The sequence below is a fragment of the Bacteroides sp. genome, assembly GCF_052357945.1.
GTDB lineage: Bacteria > Bacteroidota > Bacteroidia > Bacteroidales > Bacteroidaceae > Bacteroides.
This window is the reverse complement of the sequence record NZ_DAWCXD010000029.1, coordinates 1-22,141: the sequence shown is the minus strand read 5'-3', so window position 1 is coordinate 22,141 and position 22,141 is coordinate 1. Positions and strand designations below refer to the sequence as shown.

At 39.8% G+C, this 22,141-nt stretch carries 17 protein-coding genes and 1 tRNA gene; 15 read left to right on the top strand and 3 right to left on the bottom strand.

Features of this window, described 5'->3' with window-relative positions; all coding sequences use genetic code 11:
• Nucleotides 1-13 precede the first annotated feature (13 nt).
• The 8 genes from ACT8YW_RS08260 (at nt 14) to lacZ4 (ending at nt 12,953) form a co-directional block, all read left to right on the top strand.
• The gene (locus ACT8YW_RS08260; RefSeq protein WP_004295828.1) at nt 14-742 is read left to right on the top strand and encodes a DUF5932 domain-containing protein; all 729 of its coding nucleotides are present in this window, start codon (nt 14-16) and stop codon (nt 740-742) included.
• 40 nt (nt 743-782) lie between these two features.
• A complete protein-coding gene (locus tag ACT8YW_RS08255; protein WP_120078814.1) occupies nt 783-2,237 on the top strand; it encodes an AbgT family transporter in 1,455 nt (484 codons plus the stop codon).
• A gap of 99 nt (nt 2,238-2,336) precedes the next feature.
• Nucleotides 2,337-2,924 (top strand): RNA polymerase sigma-70 factor, encoded by a 588-nt coding sequence (locus ACT8YW_RS08250; RefSeq protein WP_004308903.1) that lies wholly within the window; start codon nt 2,337-2,339, stop codon nt 2,922-2,924.
• Between the two features lie 77 nt (nt 2,925-3,001).
• Complete coding sequence (locus ACT8YW_RS08245) at nt 3,002-4,030, top strand: FecR domain-containing protein (RefSeq protein WP_444104610.1); 1,029 nt, start codon at nt 3,002-3,004, stop codon at nt 4,028-4,030.
• Nucleotides 4,031-4,157: 127 nt separating this feature from the next.
• A complete protein-coding gene (locus ACT8YW_RS08240) occupies nt 4,158-7,547 on the top strand; it encodes a TonB-dependent receptor (RefSeq protein ID WP_444104620.1) in 3,390 nt (1,129 codons plus the stop codon).
• A 28-nt stretch (nt 7,548-7,575) separates the two neighbouring features.
• On the top strand, nt 7,576-9,390 hold the full coding sequence (locus ACT8YW_RS08235; protein ID WP_444104609.1) for a RagB/SusD family nutrient uptake outer membrane protein: 1,815 nt from the start codon (nt 7,576-7,578) through the stop codon (nt 9,388-9,390).
• 73 nt (nt 9,391-9,463) lie between these two features.
• On the top strand, nt 9,464-10,903 hold the full coding sequence (locus ACT8YW_RS08230) for a sulfatase (RefSeq protein WP_171037393.1): 1,440 nt from the start codon (nt 9,464-9,466) through the stop codon (nt 10,901-10,903).
• Nucleotide 10,904: 1 nt separating this feature from the next.
• Nucleotides 10,905-12,953: a beta-glucuronidase LacZ4 gene (gene lacZ4 / locus ACT8YW_RS08225; RefSeq protein WP_444104608.1), complete on the top strand. Its 2,049-nt coding sequence runs from the start codon at nt 10,905-10,907 to the stop codon at nt 12,951-12,953.
• 64 nt (nt 12,954-13,017) lie between these two features.
• Here the strand turns inward: lacZ4 and ACT8YW_RS08220 are convergent, their stop codons facing one another.
• On the bottom strand, nt 13,018-13,416 hold the full coding sequence (locus tag ACT8YW_RS08220; protein ID WP_074638622.1) for a ribosomal maturation YjgA family protein: 399 nt from the start codon (nt 13,414-13,416) through the stop codon (nt 13,018-13,020).
• A gap of 241 nt (nt 13,417-13,657) precedes the next feature.
• Between ACT8YW_RS08220 and ACT8YW_RS08215 the strand changes: the two genes are divergently transcribed.
• Entirely contained in the window at nt 13,658-14,551 is an 894-nt protein-coding gene (locus ACT8YW_RS08215; protein WP_004325852.1) for an OmpA/MotB family protein, read from the top strand.
• 199 nt (nt 14,552-14,750) lie between these two features.
• Here the strand turns inward: ACT8YW_RS08215 and ACT8YW_RS08210 are convergent, their stop codons facing one another.
• Both ACT8YW_RS08210 and ACT8YW_RS08205 read right to left on the bottom strand, forming a co-directional pair.
• A complete protein-coding gene (locus tag ACT8YW_RS08210; RefSeq protein WP_008998379.1) occupies nt 14,751-15,335 on the bottom strand; it encodes a hypothetical protein in 585 nt (194 codons plus the stop codon).
• Between the two features lie 415 nt (nt 15,336-15,750).
• Nucleotides 15,751-15,824, bottom strand: a tRNA-Arg gene (locus ACT8YW_RS08205).
• Nucleotides 15,825-16,111: 287 nt separating this feature from the next.
• Between ACT8YW_RS08205 and ACT8YW_RS08200 the strand changes: the two genes are divergently transcribed.
• The 6 genes from ACT8YW_RS08200 (at nt 16,112) to ACT8YW_RS08175 (ending at nt 22,029) form a co-directional block, all read left to right on the top strand.
• The gene (locus ACT8YW_RS08200; RefSeq protein ID WP_008998286.1) at nt 16,112-16,846 is read left to right on the top strand and encodes a tetratricopeptide repeat protein; all 735 of its coding nucleotides are present in this window, start codon (nt 16,112-16,114) and stop codon (nt 16,844-16,846) included.
• A gap of 128 nt (nt 16,847-16,974) precedes the next feature.
• Entirely contained in the window at nt 16,975-17,982 is a 1,008-nt protein-coding gene (locus ACT8YW_RS08195) for an aminodeoxychorismate synthase component I (RefSeq protein ID WP_008998285.1), read from the top strand.
• Nucleotides 17,966-18,562, top strand: a complete 597-nt coding sequence (locus ACT8YW_RS08190; protein WP_008998284.1) for an aminotransferase class IV family protein — start codon at nt 17,966-17,968, stop codon at nt 18,560-18,562. Before ACT8YW_RS08195 ends, ACT8YW_RS08190 begins: the two co-directional genes overlap by 17 nt.
• A gap of 277 nt (nt 18,563-18,839) precedes the next feature.
• Nucleotides 18,840-19,514 carry a DUF2461 domain-containing protein gene (locus ACT8YW_RS08185; RefSeq protein WP_004303345.1) on the top strand — a complete coding sequence of 225 codons (675 nt, stop codon included), beginning with the start codon at nt 18,840-18,842 and terminating at the stop codon, nt 19,512-19,514.
• Nucleotides 19,515-19,551: 37 nt separating this feature from the next.
• Nucleotides 19,552-19,998, top strand: a complete 447-nt coding sequence (locus tag ACT8YW_RS08180; RefSeq protein WP_004295843.1) for a YhcH/YjgK/YiaL family protein — start codon at nt 19,552-19,554, stop codon at nt 19,996-19,998.
• Between the two features lie 18 nt (nt 19,999-20,016).
• On the top strand, nt 20,017-22,029 hold the full coding sequence (locus ACT8YW_RS08175; protein ID WP_004303341.1) for an alpha amylase C-terminal domain-containing protein: 2,013 nt from the start codon (nt 20,017-20,019) through the stop codon (nt 22,027-22,029).
• The last annotated feature ends 112 nt before the right edge of the window (nt 22,030-22,141 follow it).

Sequence of the window (22,141 nt, the reverse complement as noted above, 5' to 3'; positions counted from 1 at the left end):
TTAGATAAGGAACATGGAAGAACAGAAGTTTAAAGTTATTATTGTAGAGGATGTAAAACTGGAGTTGAAAGGGACAGAAGAAATATTCCGTCATGAAATACCGAATGCAGAAGTAATCGGCACGGCAATGACGGAAAGTGAGTTTTGGCCGTTGATGGAGGCCCAGCTTCCCGATCTGGTATTGTTGGACTTAGGACTAGGAGGTTCTACGACCATTGGCGTTGATATTTGCAAGAATATATTCAAACGTTACAAAGGAGTTCGGGTATTGATCTTCACGGGTGAGATTCTGAACGAAAAGTTGTGGGTGGACGTATTGAATGCCGGTGCCGATGGAATTATCCTCAAAACGGGTGAGCTACTGACGAAAACAGATGTACAGGCTGTGATGGATGGAAAGAAATTGGTATTTAACTATCCGATTCTGGAAAAGATTGTAGATCGTTTCAAGAAATCTGTAGCCAATGATGCTAAGCGTCAGGAGGCTGTCATCAGCTATGATATTGATGAATACGATGAACGTTTTCTCCGTCATCTGGCTTTGGGTTATACGAAAGAGATGATTGCCAATCTGAAAGGAATGCCTTTTGGTGTGAAATCATTGGAGAAACGGCAGAATGATCTTATTGGACGCCTTTTCCCGAATGGAGAACGGGTGGGAGTGAATGCTACCCGGTTGGCAGTACGTGCATTGGAATTGCGTATTATTGATCTGGATAATCTGGAGCCTGACGAAGAGTAAATTAAGTATTAACGGTAGCTTCTTGCTTAGTCGGAAAATGATGAAGAATAAATGGCGCATGCCCCATCCCGCTACGATGTTCCTTCTGCTGACAATGGCAGTGGTCTTTCTTTCATGGATATGCGATATCTATGGATTGAAAGTGACATTGCCGCAGACAGGTGAGGATATCCGTGTACAAAGCCTGTTGAGTCCGGAAGGAATCCGCTGGTGGTTGCGGAATGCTATTAAGAACTTTACAGGTTTTGCTCCATTGGGCATGGTGATTATTGCTATGTTCGGATTGGGAGTGGCACAACATTCCGGTTTTATTGATGCTTGTATCCGCATGGGGGTGGGAAACCGGCAGGAAAAGAGGAAGATCATCTTGTGGGTGATTGTGCTTGGCTTGTTGTCGAATGCCATTGGTGATGGTGGATATATCATTTTATTGCCTATTGCTGCTATGCTGTTTCAATGGGTGGGGCTTCATCCGATTGCAGGGATTGTTACGGCTTATGTTTCCGTTGCGTGCGGGTATAGTGCTAATATTGTATTGAGTACGATGGACCCGTTGTTGGCGCATACCACGCAAGAGGCTGCACTGGCACAAACGGGTTATCAGGGGAATACAGAACCTCTTTGCAATTACTTTTTTATGAGTGCTTCAACGGTGCCCATTACGGCTATTGTGTATTGGATTACTCAAAAATGGCTTCTTCCTACGTTAGGTAAGTATGAAGGCAGTATGAAGGTGGTGGCTTACCATCCTCTGTCTCGTAAAGAGCGGCGTGCCATTATGATTTCCATTGTTGTGGCAGCTATCTATGTGGCTCTTATCTTGTGGCTTACTTTTTCTTCTTATGGAATTTTGCGGGGTGTGAATGGTGGTTTGATGCATTCGCCTTTTATTGCCGGTATTTTGTTTTTGCTTTCTTTGGGAGCAGGTATTACGGGAATGGCTTATGGATTCAGTTCCGGACGGTATCGCACTGACAATGACGTGATTGAAGGACTTACGCAGCCAATGAAACTTCTTGGAGTGTATTTCGTTATCGCTTTCTTCGCTGCGCAGATGTTTGCCTGTTTTGAATATTCCCATCTGGATAAATGTCTGGCGATTATGGGGGCTGACTTGCTTTCTTCGTTTGAACCGGCTCCTTTGTCTGCTCTTGTTCTGTTTATTCTGTTTACGGCATTGATAAATCTGATTATGGTATCTGCTACCTCCAAATGGGCTTTTATGTCTTTTATCTTTATCCCGATGTTTGCACAGATGGGAATTGCTCCGGATATAGCACAATGTGCTTTCCGTATCGGAGATAGTTCGACGAATGCCATTACTCCTTTCTTATTCTATATGCCTCTGGTGCTTACCTATATGCGGCAATATGATAAGCAGATTACGTATGGTTCATTGCTGAAATATACTTGGAGATATTCATTAGGCATCCTGGTTGTCTGGACATTGCTGTTTATCGTTTGGTATTTGTTGAAAATACCGATGGGATTGTAGGGTTAAGGAATGATTGCCGGGCTCCGGTTTATCTGATTGGAATTTTGTTTTTCTGAATTAATCGCTATATTTGCACCGTTCCTTAAAGAAAGACAACGAATGAATCTACCAGAAATCTCTGAAAATCTAATTGAACAGTTAAATCACGGTAATACAAAAGCATTTGATAAAATCTATCATACCTACTACCTTTATTTGTGTGCGATAGCTGTTTATTATGTGCATGACAAGAGGGTGGCAGGGGAGATTGTGAATGATGTCTTTGTCGCTTTTTGGCAGAATCGCCACCATATCACTCACCCGGCTCTTCCGTACTTGCGGCGTGCTATTCAAAACGCAAGTATTAGTTATCTGCGTTCTTCCTACTTCAACGAAAAACAGATGACGGAACAGATGGAAGAAATCTGGGCTTTTCTCGAAAATCATATTCTTTCTTCCGATAATCCTTTGCAGGCATTGGAGCATAGCGAAATGAATACCATCATCATGAAGAAGGTGGAGGAATTGCCAGCCAAATGCCGTGCCATATTTAAAGCAAGTTTGTATGAGGGTAAGACATACAGTGAAATTGCCGAGGAGCAGAATATTAATGTGACCACTGTAAGAGTACAGATGAAAATAGCATTGACTAAGCTACGCGAATCACTGGGTACTCCTTATATGATAGCTATTTTGATGTTTCTCTAAAAAAAATCGCTTTTCTTTTAAACGTTTCTTTTTTTATTGCGTATCTAGTTATATACACCCATAGAAAAAGTACGTTTATGAATGACTCTTATCATATAGAAGAATTGGAAATCCGGATAAGCAACTATCTGTCCGGTAACTGCACCGAAGAGGAGAAAGAAGCTCTGTTCGCTTATCTGGCTTCCAATGAAGATGCAGCTAAAATTTTCCGGGAGATGTCCGCAGTATGGGCTGTTTCTTCTGTGCCTGCATTTGCCAAAGTAGAGGATGCTAATTTATCACAGATAAAAGAAAAAATAGCCGCTGCTGAGATGAAACCTGTCCGTTCGCGGAAGATAGTTCCTGTGTGGCTGAAGGTAGCTGCTGCAATTATTTTGTTGTTGGGCTGTAATTACTTCTGGTACACTTATACTGAAAATCTTACGGAAGTATATACGAATGCGGATTCTCCTTATGAAATTAAAGTGCCAGCTGGTTCGCGGACGAATATTGTGCTTCCGGATGGAACAGAGGTTTCATTGAATGCGGGTTCTGTGTTACGTTATTGCCGTGGGTTCGGTATTCGTGAACGTGATGTTACGCTTGATGGTGAAGGATATTTCAAGGTGGCGAAAAATGAGAAGATTCCTTTCTTTGTAAATACGAATGGTGTACAGATAAAGGTGGTAGGGACTGTTTTTAATGTACGCGCTTATGATGACGATAATTATGTAATGGTATCTTTGTTGGAAGGTCGTGTCAATTTAGCCACTTTGTCCGGTTCGGTAATGAAACTATTCCCTAGCGAACAGGCTTTTTACGATAAGAATACGGGCCGCATGGAGAAAATGAAATCAAATGCTAGTTCTGCCTGTGACTGGTTGGATGGTGGCCTGACATTTGAGGATGCTCCGTTTGCCGACATCGCACACCGTCTGGAGCGCAAATTCCAGGTGAAGATCAGTTTAGAGAGTGAACGTCTGAAGGCGGAACGCTTTTCCGGATGTTTTAATAGTAATCAAAGTATCAATGATATATTGGGAGAAATCAACGTTGAGAAGCAATATACATGGAAAGTTAGTGGAGACACTATCTTTATAACTGACAAGAAAAAGGAGGTAAAATAAGAAAAAGTAAAGTATGATTGGGAACTTAGTCGATAGATATATCGGCGGTTCAGCGTTGTATAGAAAGATATTATGTTAACCTTTAATAGTGAAAAATATGAGATTAATAGTAAAAAGAATATTATTAATGCTTCTGCTTTTGTCTGTAGGAAACGTTTTGACTGGTGGTTTCCAGCTATCGGCACAGGAACAAAGTAAGCGATTCAGTGTGAAAGTAGATAATATTACTTTAAAAGAAGCCATTGAAGTAATAAAGAAGCAAGGCAATTACTCTTTCCTGATTCGTAATAATGACATTGATTTGAATAGGAAAGTCTCTGTGAATATAAATAACGGTACTATTAATGATGTGATGGGACAATTGCTGGCCGGTACGGACGTCAGTTATGAAGTGAACGGACCCCGGGTGATTATGTTCCATGCAGTGACACCGCAGAAAGAACAGGAAAAAGCGTTTGTCTTAAAAGGCAGAATCACTGATCCTACAGGTGAAGGGGTGATTGGGGCAAATGTGAAAGTGGTAGATTCTACGGAAGGTACCATTACGGATATGGATGGCAATTTCTCCTTGATGGTTACTCCGAATGCCCGTTTATCCATATCGTATATCGGCTATGCCACACAGGAAGTGGTGGTGAAAGATCAACGTCCTCTCAATGTAACTTTGAAAGAAGATACCCGGTTAATAGACGAAGTAGTAGTTGTTGGTTACGGCGTACAAAAGAAAGCGAACCTGACAGGTGCGGTGAGCAGTGTGAAGATGGATGATGTTTTAGGTGACCGTCCGGTGGTGTCTGTGAGTGACGCTTTGAAAGGGGCAATGCCCGGCTTGCAGATTACAGGTAATTCAGGAAGACCCGGTGAAGAAATGAGTTTCAACATTCGTGGTGTCAACAGTCTGGATAAGAATGGGAAACCGCTGGTGCTGGTGGATAACGTGGAGATGGATATTAATATGCTCGATCCGAACGATATTGAATCGGTGACTGTTTTGAAGGATGCGGCATCTTCTGCTATTTACGGAGCACGGGCAGCTTTCGGTGTGATTTTGATTACTACAAAGAAAGGCTCGGATGCAACTAAACTCTCTATTAATTATTCAAATAACTTTTCTTTTAGCAGACCTGCCAATATGCCTCATAAGGCTACTCCGCTCCAAACGGTACAGGCTTATAAGGACATGGGGACAATCAATTATCAAAGTGGTCAGAACGTAGATACCTGGTTGGGACTTTTGAAGGAATATAATGCTAATCCGTCTGCATATCCGGATGGTTATGCAATGGTGGACGGGCTGCGTTATAGCTTGGCAGAAACTGATCTTTTCGATGATATGATGGAGACTGGTTTCCAGCAAACTCATAATATCTCGGTAGGTGGCGGTACGAAAGATATTTCTTATCGTTTCTCCTTCGGTATGGTGAATGAAAATGGGGTACTGGCTTCGGATAAAGATACGTACAAGCGTTACAATGTGTCTTCTTATCTCCGTTCAGATGTGTTTTCATGGATTACTCCGGAATTGGATATTAAATATACGAACTCTAACTCTTCTCTGCCGGAAACTTCCGGAGGATATGGTATATGGGGAGCAGCAGTCGCATTCCCTTCTTATTTCCCTACTGGAACAATGAATATCGATGGTGAAGAATTACCGATCAATACTCCTCGTAACTTGATTGACCTGGCATATCCGACAACTATTCAAAAGAATAATCTTCGTATTTTCGGAAAGGTTACAATCAGTCCTTTGAAGAATGTGAAGTTGATTGGTGAGTATACATTCAATCATCTAAGTAACGAGAAAACGAAATTTGAGAAGAAGTTCTATTATGCACATGGAGGTAACTTTGTGAAAGAGGTTTCCACTGCCAATTCCAAGTATGAATATTCCAATGGTATTACGGATTATAATGCATTGAACTTCTATGCTAACTATAACAATTCATGGGGCAAACATGATGTAACAGTGATGGGAGGTTTCAATCAGGAGAGTAGTGACTATCGTTATGCTGAGATGTCGCGTATGAATATGATTAATGAAGATCTGCCGTCTATTTCGCAGTCGACAGGTGATTATTTTGCTAAAGACAAATTTGAACGTTATACGGTAAGAGGGTTGTTCTATCGCATTAACTATTCGTTTGCCGGCAAGTATTTGCTTGAAACGAACGGACGTTATGACGGTTCTTCCAAATTCCCGAAGAATAGCCGTTTCGGTTTCTTCCCTTCGGTTTCCGCCGGATGGCGTATCAGCGAGGAAGCATTTATGAAACCTTTAAATTCTGTTCTTTCTAACTTGAAATTGCGTGGTTCTTGGGGTAATATCGGGAATCAGAGTATTAGTCCTTATGCATATATCCCTGGCATGGATGCAGAGCAAGCTTATTGGACTGTTTCAGGTATTAAAGTTACTACTTTGAAACCAGCTGCTTTGGTTAGCAATAGCTTTACTTGGGAAAAAGTAACGACAATTGATGTCGGATTCGATCTTGGACTATTGGATAACAGATTGAATATGGTGTTCGACTGGTATCGCAGAGATACCAAGGGCATGCTTGCTCCGGGCTCTGAACTTCCGGGTGTATTAGGTGCAAGTGCTCCTTTACAGAATACGGCTGACCTTCGTTCTAAAGGTTGGGAAATCTCGGTTGACTGGAACGATCAGATCGGAAAAGTGAAATATAGTATAGGTTTCAATCTTTACGATGCGAAAACTAAGATTACCAAATACAATAATGAAACGGGATTATTTGGTAAGGATAAGAATAATAATGAAACATATCGTGTAGGAATGGAGCTGGGTGAAATCTGGGGATATGTAACCGATCGTTTGTATACAGTGGATGATTTTGATGCGGACGGTAAATTGAAACCGGGTATTGCTAAAGTGGAAGGATATAATCCGAATCCGGGAGATATATTATATAAGGATTTGGATGGTAATAATATAATCAACAGCGGTACCAGTACAACGAAAGATCCGGGAGACCGTAAAATCATCGGTAATAATACCCGGCGTTATCAGTATGGTATTCATGGTAGTGCAAGTTGGAACGGTTTTTCTCTGTCATTCTTGCTGCAAGGAGTTGGTAAACGGGATTTGTGGGTGATGAACGATCTGTTTTATCCGCATTATGATGCTTGGACTACCGTTTATGATTCACAGTTGAATTACTGGACTCCGGAAAATACGAATAGTTATTTCCCCCGTATTTATGAGAAAGCGGCCGGAAATACAGATGCCAATACACGTGTACAAACTCGTTATCTACAGGATGGATCGTATTTAAGTATTCGTAATATAACGCTTTCTTATAATTTCCCGTCTAAGTGGATGAGTAAGATTGGAGTTAATAATCTGGCTGTGTTCTTCAGTGGTGAGAATCTTTATACGTTCGACCACTTGCCGAAGGGACTTGATCCGGAACGTTCTGTCACGGATGATTTAGGACAACGTGGTTTTACCTATCCGTATATGAGACAGTATTCGTTCGGTATAAACCTTTCATTCTGATTGTTTCACAACTTAAAGAGTAATTATTATGAATAAATATATACTATGTGTAAGCGTTAGTCTTTGTTTGTTGATGTCGTCTTGTCTGAATGACGAATTTCTGGAGGTTTATCCCAAAGGACAGCAAACAGAAGCATCGGTCTTTACTACCTATGACAACTTTAAAACGTATACATGGGGATTGTATAACGTGTTCTTCGGATATACGTATGATACAGGGCAAACGGATGAGATTTTCCGTGGTGATTTTGAATCGGATAACATGATAAAAGGATTGGATGGATATGAAGGCCAGTGGGCATATCGCAAAGCAAAGGCTACAGATGAGTCTAAAGATTGGGATTATGATTATATCCGTCGTGTCAATCTGATGCTCGATAATATCGATCATTCGGAAATGAGTGAGACCGAGAGGGAGCATTGGAGAAGTGTGGGATATTTCTTCCGTTCTTATAAATACTTTCAGATGCTTTCCAAATTTGGTGATATTCCCTGGGTAGAACATGCTTTGACAGAGGAAAGTCCCGAGCTTTATGGAAAACGTGATAGTCGTGACTTGGTGGCTTCCAATATTCTGTCTAATTTGAAATATGCGGAAACACATATTGGCAGTAATATCGAAGCGGATGGGAAAAATACAATTAATATGTATGTGGTGAAAGCTCTTATTTCCCGTTTTGCTTTATTTGAAGGAACTTGGAGAAAATATCATGGTTTGTCGGGGGCAGATACTTATCTGGAAGAATGTGCCCGTGCTTCTGAAGAGGTGATTAAGCAATATCCGAATGTGCATCCTAAATATGATGAGTTGTTTAATTCGGAAACACTGGATGGGGTGGCAGGTGTTCTTCTGTATAAGGCTTATGAAACCGGACAGTTAATGCATGGTTTGACTCGTATGGTGCGTACAGGTGAATCTTATATTGAGGCAACGAAAGACGCGGTAGACAGTTATCTTTGTACGGATGGACGACCGGTTAGCACGACGACTAGTCATTATGGGGGTGATAAGAATATGTATGGACAATTCCGTGATCGTGATTACCGGTTGTATTTGACGATCTGTCCTCCATATATGGTGAAGAAAGAAAACGGACCCAGTACGGCTGATTGGAAATATACGGATAATGCGCAGGACAGAGAATTTATAGATTTAATGGCTACGATTTCCGGTGAAACTTATCATCGTTTGCCGTCTTCCAACTTTAAAGGATTCACTGTGCAAGGACAACCTCACTTTAAGAATATGAACTGGGGACAGGGCTGGAATGCTTCCCAAATGGGATTCTGGGTATGGAAATATTATAATACACATACTGTAGCTACCAACGCGAATGGGGTGAATACAACAGATGCCCCGCTGTTCCGTATAGGTGAGGTAATGGTAAATTATGCCGAAGCGATGTGCGAATTGAATAAGCTAGACCAGGCTGCTGCGGATAAGTCTATTAACAAACTTCGGGCAAGAGCTAATGTGGCGAAAATGGTGGTGAATGATATTAATGATGCTTTTGATCCGAAGCGTGATCCTTCCGTTCCTGCTCTCTTGTGGGAAGTGCGTAGGGAGAGACGAGTTGAGTTGATGGGTGAAGGTTTCCGTCTGGATGATTTGCGCAGATGGAAGAAAGGAGACTATGTTAACAAACAACCGCTGGGTGCTTATGTGACAGGGGCTTCGGCCAAGAATCTGAAAGTAACGGGTGGTGCAGGTGCTGATGAAGGATATGTTTATTTCTTTGATACCCCGCTTGGATGGCAGGAACATTATTATCTGTATCCGTTGCCTTTGAAGCAATTGGCTTTAAATACGAATCTGGAACAAAATCCGGTATGGACAAAGTAATTTTAAATTGAAATGATGCATAAGACCTGTAATATTTTAGTATATTGCAGGTCTTGAAAATTTAAGGTAGAAAATGAAAAATAGAATATCAATAAAATATGCGTTTTTTTGTGGAACAGCTTGCTGCATCTCATCTATACTACGTGCACAACAGGATGCATCCCAAATGAATGTCCTTTTTATAATGGCTGATGATATGCGTCCCGAACTGGGGTGTTACGGGGTGGATGTAGTGAAAACTCCTAATATGGACCGTTTGGCGGCAAGTGGTGTCTTGTTTCAGAATGCGTATTGTAATATTCCTGTGAGTGGGGCATCCCGGGCTAGTTTATTGACGGGGGTATATCCTCATTATCCCGATCGCTTTATTAGTTTTTCCGCCTATGCCAGCAAAGATTGTCCCGAAGCAATACCTATTTCGGGATGGTTCACCCGGAATGGTTATCATACAATTTCGGACGGTAAGGTGTTTCATCATATCAGCGATCATGCGGATTCGTGGAGCGAGCCTCCTTACCGGAATCATCCGGATGGATATGATGTATATTGGGCGGAATATAATAAATGGGAACTTTGGATGAATTCGGAATCGGGAAAAACGATTAATCCGAAAACGATGAGGGGACCTTTCTGTGAATCTGCTGATGTTCCTGATACTGCCTATGATGATGGGAAACTTGCAAACCGGGCTATTCGTGACTTGAAAAGGATGAAGGAAACCGGCAAACCTTTTTTCTTGGCTTGTGGTTTCTGGAAACCTCATTTGCCGTTCAATGCTCCAAAGAAATATTGGGATTTATATAAACGGGAGGAAATACCTTTGGCTACCAATCGTTTCCGGCCTGAAGGATTACCGGAGCAGGTTCGTAATTCGAGCGAGATATATGCGTATGCACGGGTTACGGATACGAGTGATATTGACTTCCAACGGGAGGTAAAACATGGATATTATGCTTGTTTGAGTTATGTGGATGCACAGATCGGCAAGGTATTGGATGCATTGGATGAACTGGGATTATCGGATAATACAATTGTGGTTTTGTTGGGGGATCATGGCTGGAATCTGGGAGAACATGATTTTATAGGTAAACATAATCTGATGGATACTTCTACTCATGTACCGTTGATTGTCCGTGTGCCGGGAATGAAAAAGGGAAAAACAAAATCGATGGTGGAATTTGTTGATTTGTACCCGACTTTATGTGAACTTTGTAAACTTCCTGTTCCCGCTGAACAGTTAAGCGGGCAAAGCTTTGCCGGGGTTTTCAAGAATTTGAAAGCTAAGACGAAAGGTGAAGTCTATATTCAGTGGGAAGGAGGAGATAATGCTGTTGACCGGCGTTATAGTTATGCGGAATGGATGAAAGGCGACGTGAAGAAAGCCAGTATGTTGTTTGATCATCAGATTGATAAGAAGGAAAACAAGAATCGGGTAGATGAGAAAAAATATAAGAATAAGGTCGAATCATTATCTTCTTTTATCAGAATAAAGAAGTCATCATTAAAGAAATAATATGAGAACAGTTTTTTTACAGTCCAGCCGTTTGGTATCGGTTGTTTTATTCATGCTTTGCGGTATGTCGATGTTTGCCCAGCGACAGGATATCTTGCTAAATAATGATTGGAATTTCCGGTTTTCGCATCAGGTACAGAAGGGAACAGAGGTAAGAGTTGATTTGCCTCATACTTGGAATGCGCAGGATGCTTTGTCCGGTAAGATAGACTATAAACGGGGAATTGGCAATTATGAGAAGAATTTATTTATTCGTTCCGAATGGAAAGGAAAACGTCTTTTTATTCGTTTCGAAGGAGTGAATAACATTGCGGATGTGTTTGTCAATCGTCGTCATATAGGTGAGCATCGTGGGGGATATGGGGCTTTTATCTTTGAGATCACTGGAAAGGTGGAATATGGAAAAGAAAATTCTATATTGGTACGAGTGAATAATGGTGAACAGTTGGATATTATGCCTTTGGTCGGTGACTTTAATTTTTATGGAGGTATTTATCGGGATGTACATTTACTGATTATTGATGAGACGTGTATTTCTCCTTTGAATTATGCTTCTCCCGGAGTACGTCTGATACAGGATAGTGTGAGCCATAAGTATGCTAAGGTGCGTGCTGTTGTTGATTTATCAAACGGAGGTAGTGGTAATCGGGAAGTAGAGCTTAATGTACGCCTGTTAGATGGTCAAAGGGTGGTGAAAGAAGGAACAAAGAAAGTGAATCTTTCTGGAAACGCAGCAATGCAGCAGGAATTTACATTTGAAATCGATCAACCTCATTTGTGGAATGGTCGCCAAGATCCTTTCCTTTATCAGGCGGAAGTGATTCTTTCCCGGAATGGTCAGATGGTAGATCGTGTCATACAACCGTTGGGACTTCGTTTTTACCGGATTGACCCTGATAAAGGTTTTTTCCTGAATGGAAAACACTTGCCTCTTCAAGGCGTTTGCCGTCATCAGGATAGGAGTGAGGTGGGCAATGCGCTGCGTCCGCAACACCATGAGGAAGATGCGGCATTGATGTTGGAGATGGGAGTGAATGCTGTTCGTCTGGCGCATTATCCGCAGGCTACTTATTTCTATGATCTGATGGATAAGAATGGTATTATTGTATGGGCTGAAATACCTTTTGTGGGGCCTGGTGGATATAATGATAAGGGTTTTGTGGATTTACCAGCTTTCCGTGCCAACGGAAAGGAACAGCTCAAAGAACTGATTCGTCAACATTATAATCATCCTTCTATTTGTGTATGGGGAGTGTTTAATGAGTTGACGGAGTTGGGAGATAATCCGGTTGAGTACATCAAAGAATTAAATGTGTTGGCACATCAGGAAGATCCTACCCGGCCTACGACCTCCGCAAGTAATCAAATGGGAGATTTGAATTTCATAACGGATGCTATTGCTTGGAACCGTTATGATGGATGGTATGGTGGCACTCCCGCTGATTTGGGGAAATGGTTGGATCGAATGCATAAGGATCATCCGGAAATATGTATCGCTATCAGTGAATATGGTGCCGGTGCAAGTATTTACCATCAACAAGATTCGTTGGTTAAAACTGTACCAACCAGTTGGTGGCATCCTGAAAACTGGCAGACGTATTATCACATTGAAAACTGGAAAACAATCTCTTCCCGTCCTTATGTATGGGGGAGCTTTGTCTGGAATATGTTTGATTTTGGCGCTGCACATCGCACTGAAGGAGACCGTCCCGGAATTAATGATAAAGGTTTGGTTACCTTCGACCGGAAAGTTTGTAAAGATGCTTTCTACTTCTATAAGGCCAACTGGAATAGGGAAGAACCAATGCTTTATTTAACAGGCAAACGTAACACAGTGCGTACACAACGTTTGCAAACAATTACTGCTTTCACGAATCTGTCAGGAGCCGAATTGTTTGTAAACGGTAAGAGTTATGGTAAAGCAATACTGGATTCGTATGCTATTCTGGAATGGAAAAATGTGGAACTAGAACCTGGTGAAAATGAAATAAAGGTTGTTTCCACTAATAAGAAGTTACCTTTGAGCGATAGTTTTCATTGTAGATTGTGATAGGTAGTTTAAATGATAATCGGAAAGAGCACTGTAAACAAAGTAGGTTTGCAGTGCTTTTTTTCTAGGGGTTTCTCTTTTGAGAGATAATAATCCTTCCTAAATCTATAACAGCGGATAATGATACTCCAACAGTATAACAGATCATATCTGACCATAGAAAACCATGTCCAAAGATTAATGCTCCAAGTGTGGTGTTTCGTACAGTATTTGCCCAGTCTGCTTGGTATAGTTGGCTAACTTCTATACAATAAGAAAATAATAAGGAAATAACAATGGTCTTGAGTATAGATAATGACGGGAAAAGAAAGCGTATTCCACAATATACCATGGCTGCCCAAAGCGTATCGCCTGAATACTTTGCGATAAATTCGGGCAATATATCACCATGTTTTCGGGAAGCCAATCCTAACACTATAATTGCGAAAGTAATTGCAAAATAAATCCAACGTTTGTTTTTCACGCAGTAATGTTTTAGTATGGTGCAAATTTATAAAATTAAGTTGGATAACTTGGCAGGATGGATCAAACTCTGATAAAAACAGATTTTATTTACATACTAAACCTTTCGTTCTTTTGAAATGTTATAAGGTCGTTCGAGCTTTATCTCGATAAATGTGTTCATAACCAACCGATTTACGCAATTGTTGTGGAAACGGCTGCAGTTGGTCACTTAAAAAGTTAGTAATTAAAATAATAGAGTTATGAAGAATCTTTTTCGACCGTTGTTAGTACTGACAGGATGTATAGTATTGGCGAGTTGTGTAAGTCAGAAGCAATTTAAAGGTTTAAAAACTGATTATACAAAGTTGCAAACAGAATATCAGGAAAGTCAATTGCAGCTAAGAGAAAATCAGGCACGTTCAACAAGTCTTGAGGAGAGACTTGCCGAAGCGCAGCGGAATAATAGTGAGTTACGCAAGAGCTTGTCCGATATGCAAAGCATCTTGAATAAGAGTCTTACACAGAGCTCTCAAGGGAATATGAATATGGGTAAGTTGATAGATGAGATCAATGCTTCAAACCGTTTCATCCAGCATTTGGTTAAAGAAAAGAATAGATCAGACTCTTTGAATCTCGTAATGGTCAATAAACTTACCCGTTCGCTTACCCGTGAAGAGATGCGTGACTTGGATATTAAGGTATTGAAAGGTGTTGTATATATTTCCTTAGCAGATAACATGCTTTATAAATCAGGAAGTTATGAAATTAGCAATAAAGCAGAGGCTGTGCTTAGTAAAATAGCCAAAATCATTCAGGACTACAAAGATTATGATGTTTTGGTAGAAGGAAATACAGATACCGATCCGATATCTCGTACGAATATACGTAATAATTGGGATTTGAGTGCGTTGCGTGCTTCATCTGTTGTTCAGGCATTACAGAATATTTATGGTATAAATCCCAAACGCCTGACTGCTGCCGGTCGAGGTGAATTTAATCCGGTAGCCGGTAATGATACGGCAGAAGGAAAAGCTCGTAACCGCCGGACCGAGATTATTATAACTCCTAAACTGGATCAGTTTATGGATTTGATAGATCAGGCTCCTGATAATTCTTCATCAGGTATAGTGGGGGATGAGAATACAAAAGAGTAAAGGAAATATTTCCATCTAGGGCTAATAATAAAGCGATGAATTTGAATTCATCGCTTTATTATTAGCAATTTGAAACAGATACAGTAAAGTGTTAGAGGTATCTATATTTTATTTTCAGAGCTTGAGAAATTGCTCTATTTTATAGAGAGTCCGATTTGAAATGAGTATTGCTGATTTTAAATGTTTTCGGCAGATGGACCTATTTTGAAAATTCAAACTCATATGGATAAGGAGTTTGATTCCATGAAACCCATTCTATCTTTCCATAATTATGCAAATCACATGGGAAAACTACAGAATAGTCCCATGGATTATATCGATATGGTATGTCAACATATTGACAAGCATATTTATTTGAATATAGCCAATGATATCCTGTTTTAGAGTCGCTATATATTGCTACCATAAAATATTTACCAATCTTTACTTTAGCGGAAGTATATGTTTCTTTTATTGACGAGGCAAATATAGAATAAGTAGCATCAACTATGCTACCATCTTTCTTTTTAATTTTTGATTTTGACAGCAAATTCCAAGTTTCATCTTGTATTTTTTGATAATCAAGTATATTCCCTGAAAAAGTTTGCTTTTTCACATCAAATTCCTCATTGTTGTCAGCCTTAAATAATAAAAATGTGGTGGAAATATTTTCGTAATCAGACTCTGGAGTAAGAGCTTTGTATCCATTTAGCCAAATTTCCTGAATGTCACTTTTTTCTTCATCACTTTTACTACATCCAACTACTATCAGTGCAGTCATAATTAAAAATAGAAGTTTTTTCATGTCTAATTTATTGATTATAGTACAAAGGAACACACAAAACCACGTATTAGCAAATTTTACGCCAACAAATTGAGCTTAGAACTGTATTTTCAGGAATTATTCCTTTTTCATTTTCAGAACCTTCTCCAAATTATCAAAGGAATATTTCATATATACTTTATAATTTAATGCACCAAGTTAAAATGAATTTTATGTGAAAAAGAATCTCTCCCTTCTTTTTTTGAGTGGCTATTTTACATTAATCAGCAGTATACTTATGTCATAAGATAGTTCTGTTTTGATGTAAGAACGATCTTTTTTGTGAAATACAGATTAGAATGGGGAGTCTATGCAGATTGTTTTTTTAATTCAGAAATGAACTTTTTTAGAAAAGCAAAACGCTAATTATCTGTTGATAATCAGCGTTTTATTTAAGTGATTCCGAAGCGATTCGAACGCTTGACCCACGCCTTAGAAGGGCGTTGCTCTATCCAGCTGAGCTACGGAACCAGCCTTATTTGCGGATGCAAAGGTAGTGCTTTTTATGAAAACTCAAAAACTTTCTGGCATTTTTTTATTCATATATTTCTTTGTGACTATGAATCAGTAGTTTATAATAGAGATAGAATTTTGTTTATTTATATGGTTTGGGAAGAATGAATAGAAAAACGCCATTTTTACGAAGAATAACGAACGTTATATAGGTTTCAAAAAGCTCAAAAAAATAAAATAGGGTTGTGTTTTTCTATTATAACTTTTACTTTTGAGCGATAAACAACTAAAAAACACATAAAGTTATGAAGAAATTGATTTTTTTATTTGCATTTTGTATTGTAGTGACTAATGTTTTTGCACAAACCGACCCAGAGCAATTGAAAAAAGAAGGAAATGATGCATTTAATGCTAAAAATTATCCTGTAGCGTATGCGAAATTCAGTGAATATTTGAAACAAACGAATAATCAAGATTCTGCAACCGCTTATTATTGTGGTATAGCTGCCGATGCTGTGAAGAAATATCCGGAAGCTGTGACTTTTTTTGATATAGCAATTCAAAAGAAGTTCAATATCGGAAATGCCTATGCTCGCAAAGCTTTGGCTTTAGATGCGCAAAAGAAGACTGCTGAATATGTAGCTACATTGGAAGAAGGATTGAAAGTAGATCCTAAGAATACAACAATGGTGAAGAATTATAGCCTTCACTATCTGAAAGCAGGACTTGCTGCACAGAAAGCCGGAAAAGCAGAAGAAGCAGAAGACTGTTTCAAGAAAGTAATTCCTTTGGATCACAAGCAGTATAAGACAAATGCATTGTACAGTTTAGGAGTTCTGTGCTATAATGATGGTGCTAATATCCTGAAGAAAGCTGCTCCTTTGGCAAATTCTGATGCAGATAAATATGCTGCAGAAAAAGAAAAAGCCGATGGTAGATTTAAAGAAGCATTAGACTATCTGGAAGAAGCTGCTAAGATCTCTCCGGAAAATGAAAATGTAAAGAAGATGCTTCCTCAAGTAAAAGCTGTAATGAAGTAATTTGACCAATCTTATAAATGATAAAGGGTTGCCGATATGACACATCGGGCAACCCTTTTTTTATTGCTATCTTTTTCTAATCTATACTTTTTGCGTACATTTGCCTTCCCTAAACGTAGAAGTATTTTATGCACTTATATAATAAGGAACAGGCTATCAAACGAATGAATCAGTTGGGACAACTCCATCGTCCTTTCATTTTCATTATAAATTATCTACAAGATGTATCTTATATAGAGGAGGTCGCTGCTGTTGATTCTACTGAAGTTTTATATAATCTGAATGGATTTACCAATCAGATTATATCAGCAGAAGATAATATAGCCACTTACTCTGCAAAAACAATGCCTTCACTACATTGGCAACCTTTCGCAGAATCTTTCTCTTCCTATCAACGCTCGTTTAATATCGTGCGACAGAACATCCTGGCAGGAAATAGTTTCCTTACTAATTTGACGTGTCGCACTCCGGTAGAAACCAATCTCACTCTGAATGATATTTATTTTCATTCAAAAGCGATTTATAAGCTATGGATTAAAGATCGTTTTACGGTTTTCTCTCCTGAAATATTTGTTAGAATTCATCAGGGAAAAATTAGCTCATATCCGATGAAGGGAACCATTGATGCTTCAATTCCCTTTGCTGCTCAATTATTGATGAATGATCCAAAAGAGACTGCCGAACATGCTACCATTGTAGATCTGATTCGTAATGATTTAAGTATGGTTGCCAACCGAGTGTCAGTTTCCCGGTATCGGTATATGGATAGGTTACAGACTAATCGGGGAGCTATTTTTCAGACGAGTTCTGAAATTCAGGGTATATTGCCCGAAAATTATCAGGAGCATTTGGGAGATATTATTTTCAGATTACTGCCAGCCGGTTCTATTACCGGTGCTCCAAAGAAAAAGACGATGCAGATTATCCAGGAAGCTGAAACCTATGACAGAGGATTTTATACAGGAGTTATGGGATATTCTGATGGCATTGATTTAGATAGTGCCGTTATGATACGTTTTGTAGAACAGGAAGGAGAGAAGATGTATTTTAAAAGTGGAGGTGGGATCACCTGCCAGAGTGATGTGGAAAGCGAGTATAATGAAATGAAACAAAAAGTATATGTACCCATTTATTGAGACTATCCGGATAGAGGATGGACAGATTTATAATCTTGATTATCACACAGAGCGCTTTAATGAAACCCGTGCAGCTTTTTGGAAAGACAGCACTCCGCTGGATTTACGGGAATTTATATCTCCGCCAACTTTAAATGGAATTCATAAATGCCGGATTGTATATGGAAAAGAAGTGGAAGAAGTTACGTATGCGCCCTATCAGATGCGACAGGTATCTTCTTTGCATTTGGTTGTGTCCGATACCATTGATTATACTTATAAAAGTGCGCATCGGGAAGAACTGAATGCCTTGTATGCTCAAAGAGGAATGGCGGATGATATTTTAATTGTGAGAAATGGCTATCTGACAGATACCTCTATAGCTAATGTTGCTCTCTATGACGGAGATACCTGGTTCACACCGGCTCATCCGTTACTCCGAGGGACGAAACGAAGCGAATTTCTGGACAGACAGCTCATTGTTGAGAAAGACATTCCGCAAATATGTTTGAAAGATTATTCCCATATCATGTTATTCAACGCAATGATTGACTGGAAACGCATTATATTGCCTATAAATGAGAAACATTTAATTCTATAAACTATAATTAACTGAAATATACATAGAACTGCTGAACAAAAGTCTCTTTTGTACTGTTATATTTATGTGTTTTTCATAGTATTAGATATAAGATTAATTAAAGAGATTGTACTTCACTTGTGAAAGCTAAAGTACGTCAGAGACAGAAGAGTCTGTTTTTTTGATAAATGTGTTAGAGCATCGGTTTTACCAGGCCGATGCTTTTTTTATGTCCTTTTACCCCCTTTTGTAGTTTATATGAAATAAAATTTGTACGTTTGTAGAGTAATAATAGAAAATGATAAAGATGAACATACCCGTTATCTTTCAGTTTTTAAAAGATCTTTCCGCGAATAATAATCGTGAGTGGTTTAATGAGCATAAGGCAGAATATGAAACAGCTCGTGCCGAGTTCGACAACTTTTTGGCAACAGTGATCGCCCGTATTTCCCTGTTTGATGAAACTATCCGGGGGATTCAGCCCAAAGACTGTACTTATCGTATTTACCGGGATACCCGCTTCTCTGCGGATAAAACACCTTATAAAATACATTTCGGAGGTTATATCAATGCCAAAGGAAAGAAGTCCGATCATTGTGGATATTATGTACACTTGCAGCCGGATGGTTCAATGCTTGCCGGAGGAAGCTTGTGTCTGCCTACCAATATCCTGAAAGCAGTGCGACAATCTATCTATGATAATATAGAAGAGTTTGTTGCGATCGTAGAAGATCCGGAGTTTAAGAAATACTTCCCGGTGATAGGAGAGGATTTTCTGAAAACAGCTCCGAAAGGTTTTCCGAAAGATTTCAAGTACATTGATTATTTGAAATGTAAAGAATATGTTTGCTCTTATAATGTTCCCGATGACTTCTTTACCCGACCGGATATGTTGGAACAGATAGACAAAGTGTTCCGGCAATTCAAACGGTTTGCCGATTTTATAAATTATACGATTGATGATTTTGAATAAATAATGCCTAGAATATAAACTTTAAAATTTAACTTATATGGTAGTAGATACTTTAGAAAATCTGGAGAAATATGCGTCTTTAAACCCTCTGTTTGCACAAGCTATTGAATTCTTGAAGTCTCATGACCTCCAAGCCATGGAAGTTGGTAAAACAGAACTGAAAGGAAAAGATCTGTTGGTGAATATTGCACAAACCAAACCTAAAACAAAAGAGGAAGCCAAACTGGAAACTCATAACGAATTTATTGATATTCAAATCCCATTGTCGGGAACAGAAATAATGGGGTATACTGCTGCTAAAGACTGTGTTCCGGCAGATGCACCTTATAACGCAGAAAAAGATATTACTTTCTTCGAAGGATTAGCAGAAACATACGTTGCCGTAAAACCGGGAATGTTTGCTATCTTTTTCCCGCAAGACGGTCATGCTCCCGGTATCACTCCGGATGGTGTGAAGAAAGTAATCGTAAAAGTAAAAGCATAATCCTAATTCAATTCTGATATGGAAAAGACACTTAATCTCGTAAAAAACGATCCCTGGCTGGAGCCTTTTGCCGGTGCTATCACCGGACGCCATCAGCATGTATTAGACAAAGAAGCTGAATTGACGAATAAGGGAAAACAAACCCTTTCAGATTTTGCATCGGGGTATCTTTATTTTGGATTGCATCGCACCGATAAGGGGTGGACTTTCCGTGAATGGGCTCCTAATGCTACTCATATTTATATGGTGGGTACATTTAATAATTGGGAGGAAAAAGCTGCCTACAAGCTGAAAAAACAAAAGAATGGGATTTGGGAAATCAACCTGCCGGCGGATGCCATTCATCATGGCGATCTCTACAAACTGAATGTATATTGGGAAGGCGGACAAGGCGAACGTATTCCTGCGTGGGCTACACGTGTGGTACAGGATGAACAGACAAAAATATTCAGTGCACAAGTCTGGGCTCCGGAGAACCCCTATAAATTCAAGAAGAAAACATTTAAGCCCGACACGAATCCGCTGTTGATTTATGAATGTCATATCGGAATGGCACAGCAGGAGGAAAAAGTGGGCACATATAACGAATTCCGCGAGAAAATACTTCCTCGTATTGCTGAAGAAGGATATAATTGTATCCAGATTATGGCTATTCAGGAACATCCATATTATGGAAGCTTCGGCTATCATGTATCCAGTTTCTTTGCTGCCTCTTCGCGTTTTGGTACCCCCGATGAACTAAAAGCATTGATTGATGCTGCTCATGAGATGGGTATTGCTGTGATTATGGACATCGTTCATTCACATGCAGTGAAGAATGAAGTAGAAGGACTAGGAAACTTTGCCGGTGATCCGAATCAGTATTTTTATCCGGGCGCTCGTCGCGAACATCCGGCTTGGGACTCTCTCTGCTTTGATTATGGCAAGAATGAAGTGATCCACTTCCTGTTATCAAACTGCAAGTACTGGCTGGAAGAATATAAATTTGACGGATTCCGTTTTGATGGAGTGACTTCTATGTTATATTACAGCCATGGACTGGGTGAAGCTTTCTGTAACTACGGAGATTATTTCAACGGTCATCAGGATGATAATGCGATTTGTTACCTGACACTGGCTAATGAAGTGATTCATCAGGTAAATCCGAAGGCGATAACCATTGCCGAAGAAGTTTCCGGTATGCCGGGACTGGCTGCCAAAGTAGAAGATGGCGGTTACGGCTTCGATTATCGTATGGCCATGAATATTCCGGACTATTGGATCAAGACAATCAAAGAAAAGATCGATGAAGACTGGAAACCTTCCAGCATGTTCTGGGAAGTAACCAACCGTCGCCAGGATGAAAAGACCATTTCGTATGCAGAAAGTCATGACCAGGCATTAGTAGGAGATAAGACGATTATCTTCCGCCTGATTGATGCCGATATGTACTGGCACATGCAGAAGGGAGACGAAAATTATGTTGTCAACCGTGGTATTGCTTTGCATAAAATGATCCGCCTGCTGACCTCTTCGACTATCAACGGAGGTTATCTGAACTTTATGGGAAATGAATTCGGGCATCCCGAATGGATTGACTTCCCGCGTGAAGGTAACGGATGGTCGTGCAAATATGCCCGCCGCCAATGGGATTTGGTGGACAACAAAAATCTGACCTATCACTATATGGGTGATTTTGATAAAGAAATGCTGAAAGTTCTCAAGAGTGTGAAAGATTTCCAGGCAACACCTGTTCAGGAAATATGGCATAATGATGGCGATCAGGTATTGGCATACGAACGGAAAGACCTTATATTTGTCTTTAACTTTAATCCGAAGCAGTCATTCACTGATTATGGATTCCTGGTAACTCCGGGAGCTTATGAAGTGATACTGAACACCGACGATGTAGCATTTGGAGGAAATGGTTTGGCAGACGATTCTGTCGTGCACTTCACTATTACCGATCCGCTGTACAAGAAGGAAAAGAAAGAGTGGCTGAAACTCTATATTCCTGCCCGTACCGCTGTAGTACTTAGAAAGAAAAAATAATTTTATCTTTAAATCAAGAAGCCCCCGCAAATATTATTGAATATCTGCGGGGGCTTTCTCGTGTTCGCCCGACATGGGCATAGTCTAACGGGTGCAAGTCCCTAACGCAGCT

Coding starts and splice junctions, on each gene's coding strand:
- ACT8YW_RS08260 (WP_004295828.1), top strand. CDS start 14: ATGGAAGAACAGAAGTTTAAAGTTATTATTGTAGAGGATGTAAAACTG.
- ACT8YW_RS08255 (WP_120078814.1), top strand. CDS start 783: ATGAAGAATAAATGGCGCATGCCCCATCCCGCTACGATGTTCCTTCTG.
- ACT8YW_RS08250 (WP_004308903.1), top strand. CDS start 2,337: ATGAATCTACCAGAAATCTCTGAAAATCTAATTGAACAGTTAAATCAC.
- ACT8YW_RS08245 (WP_444104610.1), top strand. CDS start 3,002: ATGAATGACTCTTATCATATAGAAGAATTGGAAATCCGGATAAGCAAC.
- ACT8YW_RS08240 (WP_444104620.1), top strand. CDS start 4,158: ATGCTTCTGCTTTTGTCTGTAGGAAACGTTTTGACTGGTGGTTTCCAG.
- ACT8YW_RS08235 (WP_444104609.1), top strand. CDS start 7,576: ATGAATAAATATATACTATGTGTAAGCGTTAGTCTTTGTTTGTTGATG.
- ACT8YW_RS08230 (WP_171037393.1), top strand. CDS start 9,464: ATGAAAAATAGAATATCAATAAAATATGCGTTTTTTTGTGGAACAGCT.
- lacZ4 (WP_444104608.1), top strand. CDS start 10,905: ATGAGAACAGTTTTTTTACAGTCCAGCCGTTTGGTATCGGTTGTTTTA.
- ACT8YW_RS08215 (WP_004325852.1), top strand. CDS start 13,658: ATGAAGAATCTTTTTCGACCGTTGTTAGTACTGACAGGATGTATAGTA.
- ACT8YW_RS08210 (WP_008998379.1), bottom strand. CDS start 15,335: ATGAAAAAACTTCTATTTTTAATTATGACTGCACTGATAGTAGTTGGA.
- ACT8YW_RS08200 (WP_008998286.1), top strand. CDS start 16,112: ATGAAGAAATTGATTTTTTTATTTGCATTTTGTATTGTAGTGACTAAT.
- ACT8YW_RS08195 (WP_008998285.1), top strand. CDS start 16,975: ATGCACTTATATAATAAGGAACAGGCTATCAAACGAATGAATCAGTTG.
- ACT8YW_RS08190 (WP_008998284.1), top strand. CDS start 17,966: ATGTACCCATTTATTGAGACTATCCGGATAGAGGATGGACAGATTTAT.
- ACT8YW_RS08185 (WP_004303345.1), top strand. CDS start 18,840: ATGATAAAGATGAACATACCCGTTATCTTTCAGTTTTTAAAAGATCTT.
- ACT8YW_RS08180 (WP_004295843.1), top strand. CDS start 19,552: ATGGTAGTAGATACTTTAGAAAATCTGGAGAAATATGCGTCTTTAAAC.
- ACT8YW_RS08175 (WP_004303341.1), top strand. CDS start 20,017: ATGGAAAAGACACTTAATCTCGTAAAAAACGATCCCTGGCTGGAGCCT.